General features: G+C 71.6%; 16 protein-coding genes. 12 read left to right on the top strand and 4 right to left on the bottom strand.

Annotated features, from left to right (window positions below; genetic code table 11):
* Positions 1-75 precede the first annotated feature (75 nt).
* The 4 genes from GL325_RS10950 to GL325_RS10935 all read left to right on the top strand — a co-directional run bounded on the left by GL325_RS10950 (position 76) and on the right by GL325_RS10935 (position 6,978).
* Positions 76-1,506, top strand: a complete 1,431-nt coding sequence (locus GL325_RS10950) for a polysaccharide biosynthesis tyrosine autokinase (protein ID WP_187769590.1) — start codon at positions 76-78, stop codon at positions 1,504-1,506.
* An 82-nt stretch (positions 1,507-1,588) separates the two neighbouring features.
* Positions 1,589-2,455, top strand: coding sequence for an aldose 1-epimerase family protein (locus GL325_RS10945; RefSeq protein WP_187769589.1), 867 nt, complete (start codon positions 1,589-1,591; stop codon positions 2,453-2,455).
* A 61-nt stretch (positions 2,456-2,516) separates the two neighbouring features.
* Entirely contained in the window at positions 2,517-5,030 is a 2,514-nt protein-coding gene (locus GL325_RS10940; protein ID WP_187769588.1) for a LuxR family transcriptional regulator, read from the top strand.
* A gap of 133 nt (positions 5,031-5,163) precedes the next feature.
* Complete coding sequence (locus tag GL325_RS10935) at positions 5,164-6,978, top strand: collagen-binding domain-containing protein (RefSeq protein WP_187769587.1); 1,815 nt, start codon at positions 5,164-5,166, stop codon at positions 6,976-6,978.
* A 58-nt stretch (positions 6,979-7,036) separates the two neighbouring features.
* Here GL325_RS10935 and GL325_RS10930 read toward each other — a convergent pair whose 3' ends face one another.
* Together GL325_RS10930 and GL325_RS10925 are read right to left on the bottom strand one after the other, a co-directional pair.
* Positions 7,037-8,524 carry an amino acid permease gene (locus GL325_RS10930; RefSeq protein WP_187769586.1) on the bottom strand — a complete coding sequence of 496 codons (1,488 nt, stop codon included), beginning with the start codon at positions 8,522-8,524 and terminating at the stop codon, positions 7,037-7,039.
* 52 nt (positions 8,525-8,576) lie between these two features.
* Positions 8,577-10,031, bottom strand: a complete 1,455-nt coding sequence (locus GL325_RS10925; protein WP_187769585.1) for an SDR family oxidoreductase — start codon at positions 10,029-10,031, stop codon at positions 8,577-8,579.
* A gap of 94 nt (positions 10,032-10,125) precedes the next feature.
* Here GL325_RS10925 and GL325_RS10920 point away from each other — a divergent pair, with 94 nt between their 5' ends.
* Positions 10,126-10,641: a hypothetical protein gene (locus GL325_RS10920; RefSeq protein ID WP_187769584.1), complete on the top strand. Its 516-nt coding sequence runs from the start codon at positions 10,126-10,128 to the stop codon at positions 10,639-10,641.
* On the opposite strand, the gene ptsP is transcribed toward GL325_RS10920, so the two are convergent.
* Positions 10,638-12,293 carry a phosphoenolpyruvate--protein phosphotransferase gene (gene ptsP / locus GL325_RS10915; protein WP_255956072.1) on the bottom strand — a complete coding sequence of 552 codons (1,656 nt, stop codon included), beginning with the start codon at positions 12,291-12,293 and terminating at the stop codon, positions 10,638-10,640. The two genes, GL325_RS10920 and ptsP, sit on opposite strands and share 4 nt — an antisense overlap.
* Before the next feature lie 163 nt (positions 12,294-12,456).
* On the opposite strand from ptsP, the gene GL325_RS10910 reads away from it, so the two are divergent.
* From GL325_RS10910 to GL325_RS10880, 7 genes are all read left to right on the top strand, one after another.
* Complete coding sequence (locus GL325_RS10910) at positions 12,457-13,422, top strand: 1-phosphofructokinase family hexose kinase (protein WP_187769582.1); 966 nt, start codon at positions 12,457-12,459, stop codon at positions 13,420-13,422.
* Positions 13,410-15,476, top strand: coding sequence for a fructose-specific PTS transporter subunit EIIC (locus GL325_RS10905; protein WP_187769581.1), 2,067 nt, complete (start codon positions 13,410-13,412; stop codon positions 15,474-15,476). The genes GL325_RS10910 and GL325_RS10905 overlap by 13 nt, the downstream gene beginning before the upstream one ends.
* Positions 15,477-15,489: 13 nt before the next feature.
* Positions 15,490-15,753 carry an HPr family phosphocarrier protein gene (locus GL325_RS10900; protein WP_154597401.1) on the top strand — a complete coding sequence of 88 codons (264 nt, stop codon included), beginning with the start codon at positions 15,490-15,492 and terminating at the stop codon, positions 15,751-15,753.
* A gap of 89 nt (positions 15,754-15,842) precedes the next feature.
* Positions 15,843-16,280 (top strand): OsmC family protein, encoded by a 438-nt coding sequence (locus GL325_RS10895; protein WP_154597402.1) that lies wholly within the window; start codon positions 15,843-15,845, stop codon positions 16,278-16,280.
* Positions 16,281-16,347: 67 nt separating this feature from the next.
* The gene (locus tag GL325_RS10890; protein ID WP_187769580.1) at positions 16,348-17,016 is read left to right on the top strand and encodes a nitroreductase; all 669 of its coding nucleotides are present in this window, start codon (positions 16,348-16,350) and stop codon (positions 17,014-17,016) included.
* Entirely contained in the window at positions 17,013-17,879 is an 867-nt protein-coding gene (locus tag GL325_RS10885; RefSeq protein WP_187769579.1) for an alpha/beta fold hydrolase, read from the top strand. Before GL325_RS10890 ends, GL325_RS10885 begins: the two co-directional genes overlap by 4 nt.
* Entirely contained in the window at positions 17,876-18,625 is a 750-nt protein-coding gene (locus tag GL325_RS10880) for an enoyl-CoA hydratase-related protein (protein WP_154597405.1), read from the top strand. The genes GL325_RS10885 and GL325_RS10880 overlap by 4 nt, the downstream gene beginning before the upstream one ends.
* Here GL325_RS10880 and GL325_RS10875 read toward each other — a convergent pair.
* Positions 18,612-20,450, bottom strand: a complete 1,839-nt coding sequence (locus GL325_RS10875) for an endonuclease/exonuclease/phosphatase family protein (RefSeq protein WP_187769578.1) — start codon at positions 20,448-20,450, stop codon at positions 18,612-18,614. The two genes, GL325_RS10880 and GL325_RS10875, sit on opposite strands and share 14 nt — an antisense overlap.
* Between the last annotated feature and the right edge of the window lie 28 nt (positions 20,451-20,478).

The raw sequence follows: 20,478 nt of genomic DNA, 5'->3' as shown, positions 1-20,478 counted from the left end.
GGAGCCTACTGCCGGAGACCCCCGGCCGCGGCCGTTGCCCGGACTCGCCCCTCACTTCCCCCTTCGGAGGCACCCATGGAGTTGAAGGACTACCTGCGCATCGCACGGGATCGGTGGCTGTTGATCGCCTTCGTGTGCTTGATCGTCGTCCTGGCGTCCGGCATGTACACGCTCTCGGTCACGCCGCAGTACCAGTCGACCGCTCGCCTGTTCGTCAAGACGCCGCAGAGCTCCGAGAGTGGCGAGCTGGCCCAGGGCGGTCAGTTCAGCCAGCAGCGAGTGAAGTCCTACGCCACGCTCATCAAGGGTGAGGAGGTGGCCAGCCGCGTCATCGAGAAGCTGGGCATCGACGAGACGCCCCAGCAGTTGATGGCACGCACCGAGACCGGCGTCGAGCTGGACACCGTCGTGCTCTCCGTGTCGGTCACCGACCCTTCGCCCGAGCGCGCCCAGCAGCTGACGCAGACCGTCGCCGAGGCGTTCGTCGGCTACGTGCGCGAGCTCGAGACCCCCGACGGCCAGAGCGAGGCGCCGGTCAAGGCCTCGATCGTGGACCGCGCGACGGTGGCGGACTCGCCCGTGTCGCCGCAGCCGGTGCGCAACCTCGGCCTCGGCCTGGTGCTGGGCCTGTTGCTCGGTTTCGGCCTGGCCGTGGCGCGCGAGATGATGGACAACCGCATCACCTCGCAGGAGGACATCAGCAAGGTGTCGGGCCGCGAGGTCCCGGTGCTGGGCAACATCCACTTCAACCGCGACGCCATCAAGAACCCGCTGGTGCGCGACCTGCCCGGGTACGACCCGCGGGTCGAGGCGTTCCGCGTGCTGCGCACGAACCTGCAGTTCATCGACGCCGGCGCCAGTCACAAGTGCTACGTCGTCACCAGCTCGGTGCCGTCGGAGGGCAAGTCCACGACGGCGGCGAACCTCGCGCAGATCCTGGCCAAGAGCGGTCAGCGTGTACTGCTCGTCGAGGCCGACCTGCGCCGACCCAAGCTGGCCGAGTACCTCCAGCTGGAGGGCAGCGTCGGCATCACCACGATCCTGCTCGGCCGCGTCGAGCCGCACGAGGCCATCCAGCAGGTCGGCGACTCGCTGGACGTCCTTCCCTCGGGCCGGATCCCCCCGAACCCGGCCGAGCTGCTGGAGTCGCCGGAGATGATCAAGCTGCTGCACCGTCTGCGCCAGGAGTACGACATCGTCCTGGTCGACGCTCCGCCGCTGCTGCCTGTCACGGACGCCGCTCCGCTGGCTGCGGCCACCGACGGCGCGATCATGGTGATCAAGCACGGGTCGACCACGACCGACCAGTACGCCGCCGCGCTCGAGCGCCTCAACAGCGTCGACGCTCGCCTGTGCGGCACGGTCGTGACGATGTCGCCCCAGCCCAAGAAGCGCGGGTCGGGCTCGGCCTACGGCTACGGGTACGGGTATGGCTACGGTTACGGACCCGAGTCGGCCAAGCGTGTCGCTCCCAAGCGCTCGCTGTTCGGCCGCGCGAAGAAGTGAACGTGACATTCTGCGTGTGACATTGAAGACCAAGCCCCTGTTCGCCGTGCGGACAGAGGCTTCGTCTGACTACGGTCAGGGCATGGGTTCGTCCATCGTCATCCGTGGGGAGAAGATCGCCGTGGCGATCTCGCCCGACGGCGCCGAGCCCGTCTCGATGCGTGACGAGGACGACCACGAGTACCTGTGGTCCGGTGACGACCCATGGCACCGCCACGCGCCGATCCTGTTCCCCGTGATCTGCCGGGTCCCCGACGACCGCATCCGCGTCGGCGACGAGACGTTCCCCATGCCGCAGCACGGCTTCGCCCGCGACCGCCGCTGGACGGTCGTCGACAGCGCGAACGACCGGGTCTCGCTCGTGCTCGTCTCCGACGAGGAGACGCGGAAGCACTTCCCCTTCGACTTCGCCCTGGCCGCGACGTACGTGACCGAGGGCCGCACCCTCACCACCCACTACACGGTCGAGAACCGCGGCGACGAGCCGATGCCGTTCGCGCTGGGCTCGCACCCGGCCTTCGTGTGGCCACTCGAGGACGGGCAGCCGCGGTCGATGCACCAGATCCGCTTCGACGAGCCCGAGACGGCGCCGATGCGTCGGGTCGTCGACAACCTGCTGACGCCCGAGCGCTTCGACAACCCGGCGTGGGAACGCGTCGTGACGCTCAACGACTCCTGGTTCACCGACGGCGCCGTGATCCTGCCCGAGGTCGCCAGCAAGGGCCTGACCTACTCCTCACCCCAGGGCCGCGTGGTGCGCCTGTCGTGGGAGGGCTTCACCGGCATCACCCTCTGGTCCGTCCCAGGTGCGCGCTTCGTGTGCGTCGAGCCGTGGCGCGGCCAGCCGGCACCGGTCGACTTCGTCGGCCAGTTCGCCGGCAAACCGGGCAACGTCGTCCTGCCGCCGGGCGGACGCGACACCCTGTCCTACTGCGTCGAACTCCTCTGACCAGCGCCCCCGGGGCGTGGGGGACAATGGAGGTTGACCCCCGGAACAGAGGAGATGCGGCGTGGCCGAGCTGGTGCGCCCACGCCTGATGGCACGCCTGGACACGGGCCTGCCGCTCGTCGTCGTCGAGGCACTGCCCGGATCGGGCAAGCGCACCCTGCTCCGCCAGTGGGCTGCCGACGCGAGCGCCGCTGAGGAGCGCCTGCTGGTTGACGCCGGAGGACACGAGCTCGACGCGGCCGGCGTCACGACCGCGCTGCTCGCCGCGTTGGACGCGCGGGGCGTGCCGATCGATGCGCGCGATGCGGCGACTCGCCCGGAGCGTGCCGCGGAGTCCGCACTGCGCGCCCTGGGGGAGGCGAGGATCGCGCTCGTCGGCGTCGACCGGGTCGAGCCGACGATCCTGCGTGACCTCGTCACCCGGTGGTCCCGTGAGGCAGGCGTCCGCACCGTCGTGGCCACGCAGGACGCGACCGATCTCATCGCGTTGCTCACCGAGAGCGCGATCGCGCACCGGCTCATCACCGACGCGGAACTGCGCCTGCAACGCAGTGAGCTCGCCTACTACCTGAGGTCGGCCCTGCCCGAGGTCACGGAGCCTGCCGTCGATCGGGTGATGGAGCTGACGGCCGGGACGGTGGGTCTCGTGGCCACGCTCGTGCGCAGCTGCCCCGGCGACGTCCTGGCCTCGACCCTCACCTGGGACGAGGTGGTCCCCGCGACGTGGGCGCCCTCCCCTCGGGCCACCGGCCCGTTCGAGCAGTTCCTCTCGGCGGCGATCCTGGTGCCGCGATTCCCGCTCAGCGCGCTGTCCGAACTGGTCGCCGTCCACGACGACCAGCGTCAGGTGGAGCGTGCCGTCGAACTGGGCCTGGCCGACCTGGCGATCTCCGGCCGCTCCCGGGCGCCGATGTTCACCTGGCGGCCCTTCGTGCGCGAGCACCTGCTGAGGATCCAGGACCGCTCGCCCGAGGACATCGCCCGTGAGCACGTGCGCATCGCCGGGATCGCGCGACGGCACGGCGACCACGAGCAGGAGGTGCTCTCGCTCGTGTCGGCCGGTGACCTGCCCGGCGCCGCACGCGCAGCGCGAGCGCGGATGTGGGAGCTGATGAGCACCGAGCACCTGTCCTCGTGGGCGCCGCTGCTCGAACTGCCGGTGGCCTCGCTCATGGACTTCCCGTCGCTCGCCTGCCTGCGCATGGTCCTGCGATCCCGGCTGGGGCACCGCCTGGGCCGCAGCACGGTGATGCGTGAACTGGGGCGCCGGACGCCCCCGTCGGGCAGCGGGCCGCCGGCCGACCGCTTCCACCACCGGGCGATGGCGGTCTACACCGCTGTCCGGCTCGGCGAGGTCGAGCTGGCCCACGGGGCGATCCAGGAACTGGGCGGCTTCGCCGAGTTGTTGCCCGACCTGAGCATGGACGCCGGCTCGGTCTCGGACCTGCTGCTGTCGGTCGAGGCCCTGGTCCGGATGGACCGGATCGACCTGGCCGCGTCGGCCGCCCGGTACGCGATCCGGGCGCTCGAGCTGGACGCAGCCCGGCTGACCGATCCGGACGGGCGTCGCCGCGACCACGCGGAGCTCGTGCTGGAGATGTGCGCTCGGCACGTGGGTGACCTGGAGGTGCTGGCCCGAGGCCCGGCGCCGAGCCTTCCGGTGGACCCGTGGCGCGAGCTGGACGTGGTCGCCGATGCGGTGCTGCGGGGGTGGGAGGCACTGGACGCCACGGACCCCGATCGTGCCGTTCGGCTGACGGGCGCGGCGATGGAGAAGGTCGACCCGGTGGAGTGGCCGTTGCTGCTGGTGGCGCATGCGCTCTCGGCCGCCGGGGCCGGCCGCCTCGACGAGCTGGACCGGGTGTGGGTCAGGTACCTGAGGGGCCGACGCTGGCGCTCGCGGCACCTCACGCCGACGAGGACGGGCGTGGCTGCCCGCCAGCTGGACGCGTTGTGCGTCCGTGTCCTGAACGTCTGGCCGCCCGGTGGTGAGAAGGACACCGTGTCGGCGGCACTCGATGCTCAGACAGGACCATCGGCCCTGGAGTCGGCCGGTCGGCCCTTGCCGCTGAACGAGCAGTTGACCAACGACGACCCGTTCCTGGACCTCGGCGCCCTCGACCCGCGGTCGCAGGAGATGGCGCTGATGCTCGAGACGACCCGCGCCGTGCGCGCCGGTGAGCCGGAGCGTGCTCTGGCGGCGTTGGGGCGGGCGACCGAGTGCGCCCCCGGATCGGGCCTCGTCCGGGTCCTGCTCGGCACGACGGCGCCGGCCGACCTGACGCGACTGCGCGAGTACGTCGCGGCGGGAACGGGTCAGGACGCGCAGCGGCTGTCCGACCTGCTGGCCGGAACGGTCGAGATCGGCCGCTCACGCGAGAGGGCGCCGCATCTGTCCGAGCGCGAGCGTGAGGTGCTGGCGCTCGTGCGCGCGGGGCGCACGAACAAGGAGATCGCCGAGCACCTCTTCCTCTCGGTGAACACGGTCAAGTTCCACCGCGCCAACCTCTACCGCAAGTTCGGCGTGGACACCCGCGACCGCCTCGTGGCGGCCATTCACCGACTGGGGATGTGACCCCCTTCACGGCAGGGGTGGGGAGGCGGGGTGGTTTCCCGTTCTTACCGGCCGATCGGGCCGTGTTCCTGCCTAGGTTCGACTCGACCGCCACAACGCCGTGGCGGTCTTGTGACGTTGGAGGAGCGAACTCGTGGACAGCACGACTCGGGTACGGAAGAACGCGAACCGCTGGACGGCACTGACGGTCGCGGTCACGGTGGCGGCCGGTGCAGGCCTGGCCGTGATGGCGGCGCCCACGGCGACGGCGGCGACCGACACCTTCAACCCGTTCTCGGTGAACCGCGGGTTCAGTGTGGTCGCGCAGGGTGACGCGGTGCTGGGCAACGGCGAGATCGAGGGATCGATCGCCGCGTTCGGCAGCGTCGCCTCGTCCGAGCGGAACGGCTACCCGGTGGTGCACACCGCCGCCGGCATGTCCGACTACGGCGTGCCGTCGATCGACGGAAAGCCGGTGCGGATCCTGGCGAACCGGTTCGTCGGCTCGGGTGCGTTCGACGTCTCCAACCGCGACGACACCAACACGATCAAGGCAGGCTCCGACGAGGCGCGCGCCGGCGTCAAGCTCGTCGACGTCACCGGACTGACCGGTTCGGCCCGTGGTGGCGGCGCCTGGGCCGCCGCGGGGAAGGACTTCCTGCGTGTCACGAACCCGTCCGGCGGCCTCCTCGACCTGAAGGTCGAGCCGTTCGCCACGTCGTCGGTGAGTGATCTGGCCACCTCGCTGCCCTCGGTGGCGGCGTACTTCCCGGGTCTGGCGGCCGAGCTCGCCCGGATCGACGACTGCCTCGTGTCGATGTACGACCCGGCGAACGACCTGGTCACGGTCGTGAACGCCCGCGAGGAGCACGGGATGCTGTTCCCCGACAACTTCTCGAGGACCCGTCCGAACGTGCTGGACTACGCCGCTGTCGCTGGCAAGACGGTCAAGATGGACCGGGCCGGCGGCTACGTGCCCACCGCGCAGGCGCCGCTGGTCATCAAGGTGCCCGCCGGGACCACGCGGGTCGGCGCCATCAACATCGAGGGATGGAGCGCGGACCGCAGTCGCGACCAGGCTTTCGCCCGCCACATCCTGATCGACCTGTCCGACGTCACAGGCCCGGTGCGGATCGACGGGCTGACCATGGGCGCGGTGTGGGCGCCCGACGCGGACCTGGTGTTCGACTCCAACGTCACCACCAACGGCCAGTGGTTCGCCGGGGACGTCACCACCGGACCTGCCCGCGGCGAGATCCACCACCACGCCTTCGACGCGGCGCTCCCGTGCGCCTCCGCGACGACGGAGCCGACGACGGAGCCGACGACGGAGCCGACGACGGAGCCGACCACGGAGCCCACGACGGAGCCCACGACCGAGCCGACGACGGAGCCCACGACGGAGCTCACGACGGAGCCGACCACGGAGCCCACGACCGAGCCGACGACGGAGCCGACGACGGAGCCGACGACGGAGCCGACCACGGAGCCCACGACGGAGCCGACGACGGAGCCGACGACGGAGCCGACGACGGAGCCGACCACGGAGCCCACGACGGAGCCCACGACCGAGCCGACGACCGAGCCGACGACCGAGCCGACGACCGAGCCGACGACCGAGCCGACGACCGAGCCGACGACCGAGCCGACGACGGAGCCGACCACGGAGCCGACCACGGAGCCGACGACCGAGCCGACGACCGAGCCGACCACGGAGCCGACGACCGAGCCGACGACCGAGCCGACCACGGAGCCGACGACCGAGCCCACCGAGATCGGCGGGTCCGGGGACAGCAACGACCCCGGTGAGTCCGGTTCCGGGGACGATCGCGGCGATGGGCCGGACGGCGGCTACCTGGCCTCCACAGGATCGGGCGCCACGGCGGCCATCGCGCTGAGCGGCCTGCTGGCGGTGCTGGTCGGTCTCGGCCTCATCGTCGCGCGCCGCGCGGGACGCAAGTCCAACTGACGATGCCGGTGAGGACGGTCGCGAGAACGCGGCCGTCCTCACCGTTCAGCGGTGTGGGTCAGTCGGCACGGGGCTCGGTCGGCGTGGCTTCAGGCGCCGCCTCCGACTGGCCGAGCCGCGAGTGCGTGCGCCCGTAGACCGCGTAGATCACGACGCCGATGGCCATCCAGATGATGAAGCGCTCCCACGTCAGCAGGGAGAGGTTCAGCATCAGCCAGATGCAGGTCAGGATCGAGCCGCTGGCCACGAGCGGAGCCCACTTCACGCGGAACGCCCGCGGCAGGTCCGGGCGCGTGCGGCGCAGGATCAGCACGCCGGCCGACACCAGCGCGAACGCGAACAGCGTGCCGATGCTGACCAGGTGACTCAACTCGGCCAGCGGGACGAAGCCGGCCAGGACCGCCACGACGGCCGACGTGATGAGCGTGATGCGGTGCGGGGTGCCGTACTTCGGGTGGACCGTCGCCAGCTGGCGCGGCAGCAGACCGTCGCGGCACATCGCGAACAGGATGCGCGACTGGCCCAGCAGCAGCACCAGGATCGTCGTGATCATGCCGGCGACGGCCCCCAGGGAGATGAGGTTGGCGGCCCACTCGACCCCGTTCGCCGAGAACGCCTCGGCCAGCGGTGCGCTCGTGTCCATCCGCTTGTCGGTGTACGGCAGCATGCCGGTGATCACGAACGACACGGCCATGTACAGCAGGGTGCAGATCAGCAGCGAGCCCAGGATGCCCCGGGGCACGTCGCGCTGCGGGTTCTTCGTCTCCTCGGCCGTCGTGGCGACGACGTCGAAGCCGATGTAGCTGAAGAAGACCACCGAGGCGGCCGCGACGATGCCCATGACACCGAACGCGGTCGGCGCCATGCCGAAGACCGCCTGCAGCAGTGTCTCGTCGGCGCCCTTGGCCAGCTCGGCCGGCTCCGACGGCGGGATGAACGGCGAGTAGTTCGCGGCCTTGATGTAGAACAGGCCGGCGATGACGACGAAGAGGACCACGCCGACCTTGATCGCGACGAAGATGCTCGAGACCGAGCTGGAGAGCTTGGTGCCCGCGATCACCAGGAATGCCAGGATCCCCACGATCGCCATCGCCGCGACGTCGACGACCGCCTGGTCGCCCGCGACCTGCGTCGGCAGCTCGAGCAGCTCCTGGAGATAGCCCGACCATCCTCGCGCGACCACCGCCGCACCCAGGGCCAGCTCGAGCAGCAGGTCCCAGCCGATGATCCAGGCGATGAACTCGCCCAGGGTCGCGTAACTGAACGTGTAGGCACTGCCGGCGACCGGCACGGCCGCCGCGAACTCGGCGTAACAGAGGGCGGCGAGGGCGCAGACGGCTCCGGCGATGAGGAAGCTGATGACGATGGCCGGGCCCGCGTGGTTGTGCGCCTCCTGCCCCGTCAGTACGAAGATGCCGGTGCCGATGATGACCCCGATACCGAAGACGATGAGGTCCTTCGTGGTCAGCTCGCGCTTGAGCTGGTGCTCCGGCTCATCGGTCTCCGCGATCGACTGTTCGATGCTCTTCGTCCGGAACAGGTTCATGGCCTCGATGCTGGTCCTCCGGAGGCGCTGTTGCAACCCGCCACCGTCAGGCTCAGTCCTCGGCCGCCTTCGCCACGTTGCGCTGCATGCCGCCGAAGATGATGCCGTGGAACGGCCACACGGCCCACCAGTAGAGATGGCCCAGTAGGCCGCGCGGATGGAACAGGGCGCGTTGATGGAAGGACGTCGTGCCCGAGTCGTCCGAACCCACCCGCAGCTCGAGCCACGCCAGTCCGGGCACCTTCATCTCGGCCCGCAGTCGCAGGAAGGAGCCCTCCTCCTCGTCCTCGACCCGCCAGAAGTCCACGGCGTCGCCGACCACCAGCCGGCTGTGGTCGCGCCGGCCCCGGCGCAGGCCGGGACCGCCGAACGCCCGGTCGATCAGCCCGCGGATCTGCCAGGCCAGCGGCCACGAGTACCAGCCGTGGTCGCCGCCGATGCCCTCGATGACCGCCCACAGCCGCTCGGGCGTCGCCTGGACCTCGCGCGTGCGCTCGTCGACGTAGAGCGAGCCGCCGGCCCAGTCCGGGTCGACGGGAAGCGGCTCGGACGGGGCGCCGCCGGTCGAGGCCGACGACCAGCGGGTGGGGACGTCGAGGTCGCGGATCTTGGTCAGGGCCAGTTCGACGGCCCGCTCGAAGCCGGTCCGGCCGCCCGGCGGCAGGTGGACGTAGCGCGTGATGTCGTCCTCCTGCGCGACGACGTTGTTGCGCAGACTCTCGACGAGCGGGCGGGCCAGGCTGGCGGGCACGGGCGTGACCAGGCCGACCCAGAGGCTCGAGACACGCGGCGACAGCACCGGCACCCGCAGGATGCGCCGCGGCGACAGCCCGGCCACCTTCGCGTAGCGCTGCATCATGTCGAGGTACGTCAGGACGTCCGGTCCGCCGATGTCGAAGCGCCGGTTCACGTCCGGCGGCAGGTTCGCGCAGCCGACCAGGATGTGCAGCACGTCGCGGATCGCGATCGGCTGGATGCGCGAGTCCACCCACCGCGGCGTGACCATCGCGGGTAGCCGTTCGGTGAGGTAGCGCAGCATCTCGAACGACGCCGAGCCCGAGCCGATGATGATTCCCGCCTGCAGGACCGCCGTCGGGACGGACGAGTCCAGCAGCACCCGGGCGACCTCGTCGCGCGAGCGCAGGTGCTCGGACAGCTCCTCGTTCTCGGGCGCCATCCCCGAGAGGTAGACGAAGCGCCCCACGCCGGCGTCCTCGGCGGCTCGGGCGATCGTGTCGGCCATCTCGTGCTCGGTGCGCACCAGATCGCCCTTCGAGCCGATCGAGTGCAGCAGGTAGTAGAAGACGTCGATGCCCTCACAGGCCCGTCGGACGTCGTCGCCGTCGGTCGCGTCGCCCACGACGATCTCGACCCGGTCGGCCCAGGGGTGGGCGCGCGCCTTCCGCTCGTCGCGGACGAGGACCCGCACCTCGTGCCCGGCGGCCAGCAGCTCGGGGACCAGACGGCCCCCGACGTATCCGGTCGAGCCGGTGACGAGACAGCGCATGGTCCGAGTCTCAGGGCCCGTCGTGCCCACCGCACCCGGGGGAGCCGGGGCGGTTCATGGGTGCCGGCCGGCCCGGTGCCCCATGATGGAACCCGTGTCCACGCTGCTGATCCTCATGTCCGTCGTCGTCACGCTCGTCTTCGGACTGTTCGCCGTGGGCGTGGTCCTGCTCCTGGTGCGGGCGACGCAGACCCCGCCCCACAAGATCCAGCAGTCCGGCTGGCAGGGCGCCGCCTCGGGGACGCCGCCCGTCCCGGGAGCCGGCTCCTGGAACGCCGAGGTGATGAGCGACGGACTCGTCGGCATGGCCGGTGGCAGCCTGCGATCGACCTTCGGGCGCTTCGACCTGCGCGACGGTGCCCTCGCGTTCACGCCGAACGGCGAGGCCGCGCCCGCCTGGCAGGCACGGTGCGCCGACCTCGCCGTGACCCGCCACGGCATGCTGTCGCCGCACGCGGTGACGTTGCAGGGCCCGATGGGCGTCGTGCGCTGCAGTGTCAGCATCGAGCACATCAACCGCTTCTCGCGCAACAGCATCAAGACGATGCGCCAGGCCAACTACGCCACCCAGTTCGTGCAGGTCCTGCGCGCCAACGGCGCCCGCGGCTAGGCGGGCTGCAGGACGTCCTTGGCCGCCTTGGCGGCGGTCAGGTTGTCGGTGGCCTCGAGGGCCGCGGCGGCGGCCTCCTCGCACTGCGCGAACGTGACCTGCGAGAGGCGCGCGCCGACGGCTCGCACGGCCGTGGCCGCGCAGGACAGCGACGTGACGCCCAAGCCGGTCAGCACGCACGCCAGCAGCGGATGGGCCGCAGCCTCGCCACAGACGCCGACGGGCTTGCCGGCCCGGCGTCCGGCATCGGCCACGAGCTTGATCGAGGCCAGCAGCGCGGGCTGCCACGGATCGGTCAGGTTGCTGAGCGTGGGCGCCATCCGGTCGGCCGCGAACGTGTACTGCGACAGGTCGTTGGTGCCGATCGAGACGAAGTCCAGGTGCCGGAACAGGCGGTCGGCCAGCAGCACGGTCGAGGGGGTCTCGATCATGATCCCGGCCAGCATGCCGCGCGCACGGACGCGCTCGGCGAACCACTGCGCCTCGGCCTCGGTGGTGACCATCGGAGCCATGACGCGCACGTCCGCGCTGGTCCGCTCGCGGGCCGCGGCGATGCCGTCCAGCTGACGATCGAGGATCCCCGGGTCGGCCAGGCCGATGCGCAGGCCGCGCACGCCCAGGGCCGGGTTCGGCTCGTCGGGCTGCGTCGCGAAGGCCAGCGGCTTGTCCGAGCCGGCGTCGAGCGTGCGAACGATGACCTTCTTGTCGCCCATGGCCTCGAAGACGGCGGAGTAGAGCTCGGCCTGCTCCTCGACGGACGGCTCGGTGGTGCGCTCGAGGAACAGCAGCTCGGTGCGGAACAGGCCGACGCCCTCGATCGGCTGCTCGGCGGCGACGCGGGCACCCGGGCCGTCCTGCACGTTGGCCAGGATCTGGACGGGATGACCGTCGGAGGTCCGGCCGGGGCCCGACCATCCCTCGGCCGCCTCGCGGCTGCGGCGGTCCTGCTCGATGAGCGCGTTGATCTGGTCCTCGTCCGGATCGACCGTGACGGTGCCGGCGGTGCCGTCGACGGCGACCCGCCCGCCCGCGGGGACCTCCTTGAGGTCGGTGACGGCGACGACGCAGGGGATGCCCAGCTGGCGGGCGATGATCGCGGTGTGGCTGGTCGAACCGCCCAGCTCGGTGGCGATCGCGACGATCTTGGTCGGATCGAGACCGGCGGTGTCGGCGGGCGCGAGGTCCTCGGCGAGCAGGACGACGGGCTCGTCCGGCACCGGGATGCCGGGCTCGGGCAGGTGGAGCAGCTCGGCGACGATCCGGTCGCGGACGTCGTAGAGGTCGGTGACGCGCTCGGCCATCAGGCCACCGGCCGCCGTGAACATGGCGGCGAGCTCGTCGATGGCCTTCGAGGTGGCCGTGGCCGGGCCGGCGCCGGCGGCGGCGTGCTTGGTGACGAACGTGGCCAGGCCACGGTCCTCGGCCAGGGCGGCCGTGGCGGCGAGCACCTCGGACGCAGCTCCGCTGGCGGCATCGGAACGGGCGCGCAGACGCTGCGCGACCTCGGCGGCGGCCGAGCCGAACGCGACCGTCGTGGCGGAGGGGTCACCGGCCGGTTCGTTCTCGGGGGCGGTGGGGCGCGGAGCCGGACGAACGGCCGGGCCGACACCGATTCCGGGGACGACGGCGGTTCCGGAGTAGAGGCTGGTCACCCTTCGACGGTATCCCGCGCGTGATCGGCCGCACAGGGGAGCCTTGACATTTCTGCGAATGAGACATAAAACAAGAAAAGACCACGTCAAAGTCACACGAAACCACATCGCGGAAGTGGCGCAGGCGTGTGACCGTGGAAGGAGCGGACCGAAGGGGGTCGTCGTGATCGTCACCGTCACTGCCAATCCCGCGACCGACAGGCTGATCAGCCTGCTCGAGCCGCTCGAGCCCGGTGCCGTCCTGCGCAGCGAGGCGGCCCACGACGATCCCGGTGGCAAGGGGATCAACGTCGCTCGGGTGCTGCACGCCGCGGGGGTGCCCGTGACCGCGGTCCTGCCGGGCGCCGAGGACGAGCCCCTGCTCGCCGCGCTCGACGACCTGGGACTGACTTACCGAGCCGTCCCCGTCCGCGAGCGGCTGCGGGTGAACCTGACCCTCGCCGATCCTGACGGCACCACGACCAAGATCAACTCGCCCGGCCCGACTCTGGACGAGGACGAGCTGAAGCAGCTCACCGAGACCCTCGTCGACGCCGCGCACCCCGGCGACTGGGCGGTTCTCTCCGGCTCGCTCCCGCCGGGCGTGCCCGGCGACTGGTACGCCGCCACGACCAACGCCCTGAAGCAGGCCGGTGTCCGCGTCGCCGTCGACACCTCGGGTGACGCCCTGGGGCGGACGGTCGAGCACGCGTCGCCCGATCTGCTCAAGCCCAACTCCGACGAGTTGGCCGAGCTGCTGGGATGCGACGCGAGCGAGATCGAGCGCGATCACGGCCAGGCCGCGGCCCGCGCCCAGCAACTGCGCGAGACCGGGGGAGTCGGCACCGTCCTGCTGACACTCGGTGGCGACGGCGCCGTGCTGGCCACCGCCGAGGGCTCCTGGTTCTGCCCGCCCGTCCGGATCACCCAGCGCAGCACCGTGGGTGCCGGGGACTCGTCCCTCGCCGGATACCTCGTCGCGGAGGTCGCGGGCCGGTCGCCGGCCGAGTGCCTCGCCAGCGCTGCTGCACACGGGGCCGCCGCGGCGTCCCTTCCCGGTTCGGCACTGCCGGTGCCGACCGACCTCCCGCCACTGCCCACCGCGGTGGCTGTCGAACCAGCCTCTTGGAGGACGACATGGAACAGCTGATCACCAACGACCTCGTCTCACTGGACGTCGACCTCGGCGCAGACTCCTCGGCCGTCATCGAGGCCCTGGCCGCCCGCATCACGTCGGTCGGCCGCGCGGTTTCGGCCGACGAGCTGGCCGACGCGGCCAAGGCGCGCGAGACGCAAGCCGGAACCGGCGTGCCGGGCGGCATCGCGATCCCGCACTGCCGCACTGCCACGGTCACGGCCCCGACGCTCGCCTTCGCGCGACTGACCAACCCTGCCGACTTCGGCGCCCCGGACGGGCCCGCCGACATCGTCTTCATGATCGCCGCGCCCGAGGGTGCCGGGGACGCCCACCTGAAGCTGCTCTCGTCGCTGGCGCGAGCGCTGGTCCGGCCCGACTTCACCCAGGCGCTGCGCGATGCGCAGACACCCGGTGAGATCGTCACCCTCGTCGAGGAGGTCACCTCGGGCACCGACCTCAAGTCCGGTGCGGCTCCCGCGAACACCGAGACGCCGGCGACGACCGGGAGCACCGGCGGCGACACGCCGCACCTCGTGGCCGTCACGGCCTGCACGACCGGCATCGCCCACACCTACATGGCGGCCGACGCGCTCACGCAGGCCGCGAGCGACGCCGGGATCGACCTGGTCGTCGAGCCGCAGGGCTCGTCCGGCAGCTCCCCGCTCACGCGGGAGCAGATCGCCGCGGCCGACGCCGTGATCTTCGCGACCGACGTGGGCGTCAAGGACCAGGCCAGGTTCGCCGGCAAGCCCGTCGTCCGCAGCGGCGTCAAGCGCGCCATCAACGAGCCGCGCGTCATGATCGACGAGGCGCTCGCGGCCGCGAACGACCCGTCGGCGCGCCGGGTCGAGGGCGACTCCGACGAGACGACCGCGGCCGAGTCCGGCGGCGAGAACGAGAACGCGGGCAAGAAGCTGCAGCGCTGGCTGTTGACCGGCGTCAGCTACATGATCCCGTTCGTGGCAGCCGGCGGCCTGATGATCGCGATCGGCTACCTGCTGGGGGGCTACGACGTCAGCGACAAGGCGAGCGACATCCTCGCCAACAACTCGCTGACGAACCTGCCCGCGGCCGGCGACCACGCCCTGTTCGGCAGTGCTTTCCTCTACTACATCGGCGCGCTGGTCTTCCTGCTCGGCTCGTGGGCCTTCAGCTTCCTGGTGCCCGCCCTGGCCGGCTTCATCGCCTACGCGATCGCCGACCGGCCGGGCATCGCGCCGGGCTTCGTCATGGGTTTCGCCGCCACCCAGATCGGCGTGACCGACACCAACCCCAACGGCGCCGGCTTCATCGGCGGCATCGTCGGCGGTCTGCTCGCCGGACTCGTCGCGGCGTGGTTCGCCCACCGCGGCGTGCCGCGCTGGCTGGCCGGCCTGATGCCGGTCGTCGTGATCCCGCTGGTCTCCACGCTGGTGGTCGGCATGGCGATGATCCTCGTGCTGGCCAAGCCGCTCGCGTGGCTGAACGAGGCCCTCGTCGACGGGCTCAACAGCATGACCGGCAGCTCGGCCATCGTGCTGGGCGCCGTGCTCGGCCTGATGATGTGCTTCGACCTCGGAGGACCGGTGAACAAGGCGGCCTACGTCTTCGCCGTCACGGGCCTGTCCACCACGGGCGCGCTCGATCCGGGCTCGTCGCAGTCCAAGATCATGGCGGCCGTGATGCTGGCCGGCATGGTGCCGCCGTTGGCGATGGCGCTCTCCACCGTGTTGCGTCCGAAGCTCTACACACCGGCCGAGCGCGAGAACGGCAAGGCGGCGTGGTTGCTCGGCGCCTCGTTCATCTCCGAGGGCGCCATCCCGTTCGCGGCGGCGGATCCCTTCCGGGTGATCCCGGCGATGATGGCCGGCGGCGTCGTCACCGGCGCGATGTCGATGGCCGCGGGCGTCACCTGCGTGGCGCCGCACGGCGGCATCTTCGTGTTCTTCGCGGTGGACCACGTGCTGTGGTTCTTCGCGTCGCTGGCCGCCGGGACACTGGTGGCAGGATTCCTCGTGACCGCCCTCAAGCAGGCCGGCCACTCCAAGCAGGCGGCCGCTGCCGCCGATGACCCCGTCAACGTCTGAGAGGACACCCCACATGCCCAGCAAGACCGTCACCGTCGGATCCGCCGTGGGACTCCACGCCCGTCCGGCCGCCACGATCGCTGCCGCCGTCAGCGAGTCGGGGGTCCCCGTCACCCTCGCGGTCGCCGGTGGCGACCCCGTCGACGCCGGCTCGGCGCTGCTGATCATGACGCTCGGCGCCGGCCAGGGCGCCGAGGTCACGGTCGAGAGCGACGACGAGGCGACGCTCGCCAAGATCGCCGCACTCGTCGAGGCCGACCTGGACGCCGACGCCTGATCCGCCCCACCGGTTCCCGTCCCACGTGGGCGGGAACCGGGCCGCGCGATGGGGGTGCCGCCGTGCCCGACCGGTCCTAGGGTCGAGGTATGAGCGTCGAATCCTCCATGCGCAGTGTCCATCTCGTCCGTACCGGTCCGCAGGAGTACCGCGCCGAGAACCCGCGCGGTGGCGTGATCGCCTTCGGCGAGGGACAGAACACCGACTTCACGCCGGTCGAGCTGCTGCTGGTCGCCCTCGGCGGCTGCAACGCGCTGACCCTCGAGGCGCTGACCAAGCGCGCCGAGCCCACCCGCTTCGACATCGCCGTCGAGGGCCAGAAGCGCGAGCGACCCGGTGGCGGCACGACTCTCGACGACCTCGTCGTCACGATCGACATCACCTTCCCTCATGACGAGGACGGCCGAGCCATGGCCGAGCGGGTGCCGTCGGCGATGGAGAAGTCGCACCAGCTGTGCACCGTCAGCCAGACCATCGAGTCCGCCTCGCCGGTCCGCGTCGTGCAGGTGCGCACCAGCCAGGAGTGATCCCGGCGCCCGGCGCAGAAACCGTCACGCGTGACCGGAAGTGATGCCCGGCCGGTACGGTGGCCTCATGGTCGACGCAGACGCCGAGGTCCTGGACCGCCTGCTGGCGGCGCGGTTCAGCTGCCGCGGGTTCCGTCCCGACGAGATTCCCGAGGACGACATCCGGGCGGTCCTGCGCTCGGCCTCCCGCACTCCCTCGTGGTGCAACGTCCAACCGTGGCACGTCGACATCGTGTCCGGTGACGCCCTCGAGCGGCTGCGCCGCGACCTCGCGGTCGACGCCTCCCTGGGCTCGGACTACCCGTTCCCGCCGGGGTACGAGGGTGTCCACGCCGAGCGGCGTCGCGAGGTCGGCTGGCAGCTGTACGAGGCCGTCGGCGTCGAGAAGGGCGACCGCGCGGCGTCGATGCGCGAGATGCTGCGCAACTTCGAGTTCTTCGACGCGCCCCACGTCGCCGTCGTCTCGGCGCCCGCGCCGCTGGGCGTGTACGCCGCCATCGACTGCGGGCTGTTCGTCCAGTCGTTCCTCCTCGCGGCACAGGCCCGCGGGATCGCCACGGTCGCCCAGGCGGCGCTGGCGCAGAAGTCCGACTTCCTGCGCGAGCGGCTCAACCTTCCGCAGGACCGCTCGATCGTCTGCGGCATCTCGTTCGGCTACGCCGACCCCGACCACCCGGCGAACTCGTTCCGCGCCGGCCGCGCGCAGGTGCACGAGCTGGCGAGGTTCCACCGGTGACCGTTCCCGAGTGGTTCCGCTGGGCCCTGGACCAGAAGCCGCAGCACCTCGAGGTCGAGGTCGACGGCGTCCCGATCGCCTACCGCGCCTGGGGTGACCCGGGCGACCCCGTCGCGGTGCTGGTCCACGGTGGCGCCGCGCACGCGGGCTGGTGGGACCACGTCGCACCCCACCTCGCGGTCGGGCACCGGGTCCTGGCGCCCGACCTGAGCGGGCACGGCGACAGCGGCCGTCGCGACGCGTACACGCTCGAGGCGTGGGCCCGCGAGATCCTCGCGGTCGCCTCGGCGGAGTCGGCCGAGAAGCCGGTCGTGTTCGGGCACAGCATGGGCGGGTTCGTCGCCCTCACGGCCGCCCGCGAGCACGGGGCCGATCTGCTCGGCGCCGCCGCGATCGACTCGCCGGTCCAGGCCGTCTCGCCCGAGGCGCGCTCGTGGCGGGCAGACCGTGCGGTGCTGTCGATGCCGCTCTACCCGGACGCGGCCACCATGGTCAGCCGGTTCCGGACGCTGCCCGAGGACCCCTCGTGCCTGCCGTACATCCGCGACCACATCGCCCGCGAGTCGATCCGCCACGTCGACCGACCGGACGGCACGGGGTGGACGTGGAAGTTCGATCCCCGCGTGTTCCTGCGCTCGATGATGGAGCCCGACGACGTGGCCCGCAGTCAGTGCGAGGTCGCGCTGTTGCGTGGCGAGCGGGGCATGGCCACCACGGACATCACCGAGGAGATCCGATCGCGGCTCGGCGGGAACGTGCCGGTGACCGTGATCCCGGACTCGGGCCACCACATCATGCTGGACCAGCCCACGGCACTGATCGCGGTGCTGCAGACGTTGCTCGGACAATGGAGGAGACGATGACCGATCTGCTGGTCGACCGCACGGACGGCGTCCTGCGACTGACGCTCAACTGCCCCGAACGGCTGAACTCGGTCACCACCGAGATGTTCGACGCGATGAGCGACGCGCTGGCCGACGCCGACGGGGTCCGCGTCGCCGTGATCACCGGCGAGGGCCGCGCCTTCTGCTCCGGAGCCGTGATGCGCCCGGACGCGACCAACACCGGCATCCTCGAGGCCGCCGACCGGTTGATCCACCTCGTCACCGAGGCGCCGTTCCCGGTCGTCGCGGCGCTCAACGGGCTGACCGCCGGCATCGGGTCCTCGCTGGCGCTGGCCGCCGATTTCCAGGTCGCGAAGGACACCGACTACATCCTCCAGGCGTTCGTCAACGTCGGCCTGATGGGCGACGGCGCGGCGCACGAGCTGATCGCCGCCTCGATCGGCCGCGCCCGCGCGACCCGGCTGTTGATGCTCGGCGAGAAGTTCCCCAACACCGAGGCGTTCGCCGCCGGGCTCATCACGCACTGCGTCAGCCCCGACGAGTGGCAGGCCACGGTCGACGGGTTGGTCGAGAAGCTGCGCACCGGGCCGACGATGGCCTACGCGCGCATCAAGCGGACGATCAACGCCGCGTCACTGATGAACCTCGACGAGACGCTGAGGACCGAGGCGGCCGAGCAGGCTGTCCTCGGCGCCAGCGCCGACTTCGCCGAGGGCGTCGCCGCCTTCACGGAGAAGCGGCGGGCCAGCTTCACCGGTCACTGACGGTGTTCATCGCCGCCAGCGCGAAGGTCGCGATCACCGGAAGGTGGTCCGAGGCCTGCAGCCGCGGCACCTCCACGTCGACGGCTCTGAGGGTGGGGCTCGAGAAGAGGTAGTCGATCCGTTGCTCCGGCCGGTCCGCCGGGCTGGTGGGCATGCCCCGGGGGGAGGCGTCGTGCAGACCCAGTGACGTCACCGTGGCGTGGGCTGCGCTGCCCTCCTGCATGTTGAAGTCGCCACCCAGGACGACCTCGCCGTCGAGCGTGCGCACCCAGTCCGCGAGATCGGCGGCCTGCGCCGTGACGCCCTCGTCGCCGTCGGTCGGCTGCAGGTGCGTCGAGACGAACCAGGTGGACGACCAGCGCCCGTCGGGCCGCACGGCGATGGCCTGCGCTCCGGTGACGGCGCCGTGTGAGGGCAGTTGGTGGCGTCGCACCTCGGCGCGGTCGGCGTCCAACAGCACGGCGTCGCCCCACACCGGATCCGCGGCGGCCCCGAACCAGGCCGTGCGGCCCGTCAGTCGAGCCAGGATCGCCAGTTGGTCCTGTCCGCCGTTGAGGAACCAGCCGCGGTCGATCTCGCTGATCAGAGCGACGTCGGCCGACGCCAGCACGGACGCGACCTCGCGCGGCCGGAACACGCCGTTCATGCCGTAGCCCATCCGCAGGTTGTACGCAGCGACCCGTACCTGCAGGTCGTCCACCGGCTCGGTCTCGAGCGGACGGATGGTCACCATCGGTCCGACCAGTGCCAGCGCGCCGGCGACCACCGCGGCGCCCGTGACGCCGACGAGAACGGCCGGGCGGGCCATGGGCCCGGAGGCCGTTGGGGCGGTGGCTCCGACGAGGCCGATGACCGCTGCCACGACGACCAGCAGCCAGTCCGCGCGGTAACCGAGGTCGTAGCCGGCGTAGTAGGCGAACAGCAGCGCGACCCAGACGACGCCCCCGGAGGCGATGGTCACGGCCCCGGCGCGCCGACCGGCGTTCGCCGCGAGCCACAGGTGCGCCAGTGCGGGCATCCCGATCAGGAACGCCACGACCGTCCAGGCAGGCAGAAGCCCTTCCGCGTCGGTGATCAGGGCCGAGACGGCCACCGCCAGCACGAGGGCCACGGCGGCCAACACGGCCGACCAACGCCGCACCGGGACGAGCGTCGCCAGGATCGCGAGAGTGGCGGCACAGGCGGTCGCGGCGGCTCCGAGCTCGCCGGCCGCCGCGGAGGCGCGGGCGGCGTTGGCCACGACCACGCCGCTCAGGAACAGTCCGGGTAAGAGCGTGAGGGCCAGGCGCCGGCCGAGCCCGTCCTCGCGGCCGCGACGGGTGAACGCCGGCACGAGACAGGCGATCTGGACCACGAGCAGTGCCCACGCCCAGCCGTCGGAGCGCCAGACCGCGCCCCACGTGCCGAGGGCCGCATGGGTGGTGACCGAGACGGCCAGTCCCGCCACGACGCCCGTGACGGCCGCCTCGCGATGGCGGGGCAGGGCCAGGGCGAGCCAGGTGACCGCCGCGACGACCCCGCCGGACGCCAGCACGAGGTGCGGCCGGCCGCCGTCGGTCGGCTCGAGTCCGATGCGGCTCAGCACGGCCGCCGCCAGCGCGATGCTCGCGGCGGCGTGCGAGATGCGGCGGCGCGTCCCGATCAGGGCCAGGACCACCGGGACGACCATGCAGGCGAGCGCGAACGCGCCGATCAGCTCAGGCGGCGTCGAGGCAGCCTGCCCGAAGATCGTGATGAGGGTCGGCGTCCACGCCCGCAACAGGTCCAGCAGCAGCCACGTCCCGCCCGCGAGGGCGACGACGTCGGTCCACCCGGGTCGATTCATGCCCCCCGTTCTACCGGGGCGGAACGTC

Origin of the sequence: Aeromicrobium sp. 636, from assembly GCF_024433585.1 — a bacterium.
GTDB classification, from domain to species: Bacteria; Actinomycetota; Actinomycetes; order Propionibacteriales; family Nocardioidaceae; genus Aeromicrobium; species Aeromicrobium senzhongii.
Note: the sequence above shows the minus strand (reverse complement) of the source record. Positions and strands in the feature narration are given on the sequence as shown.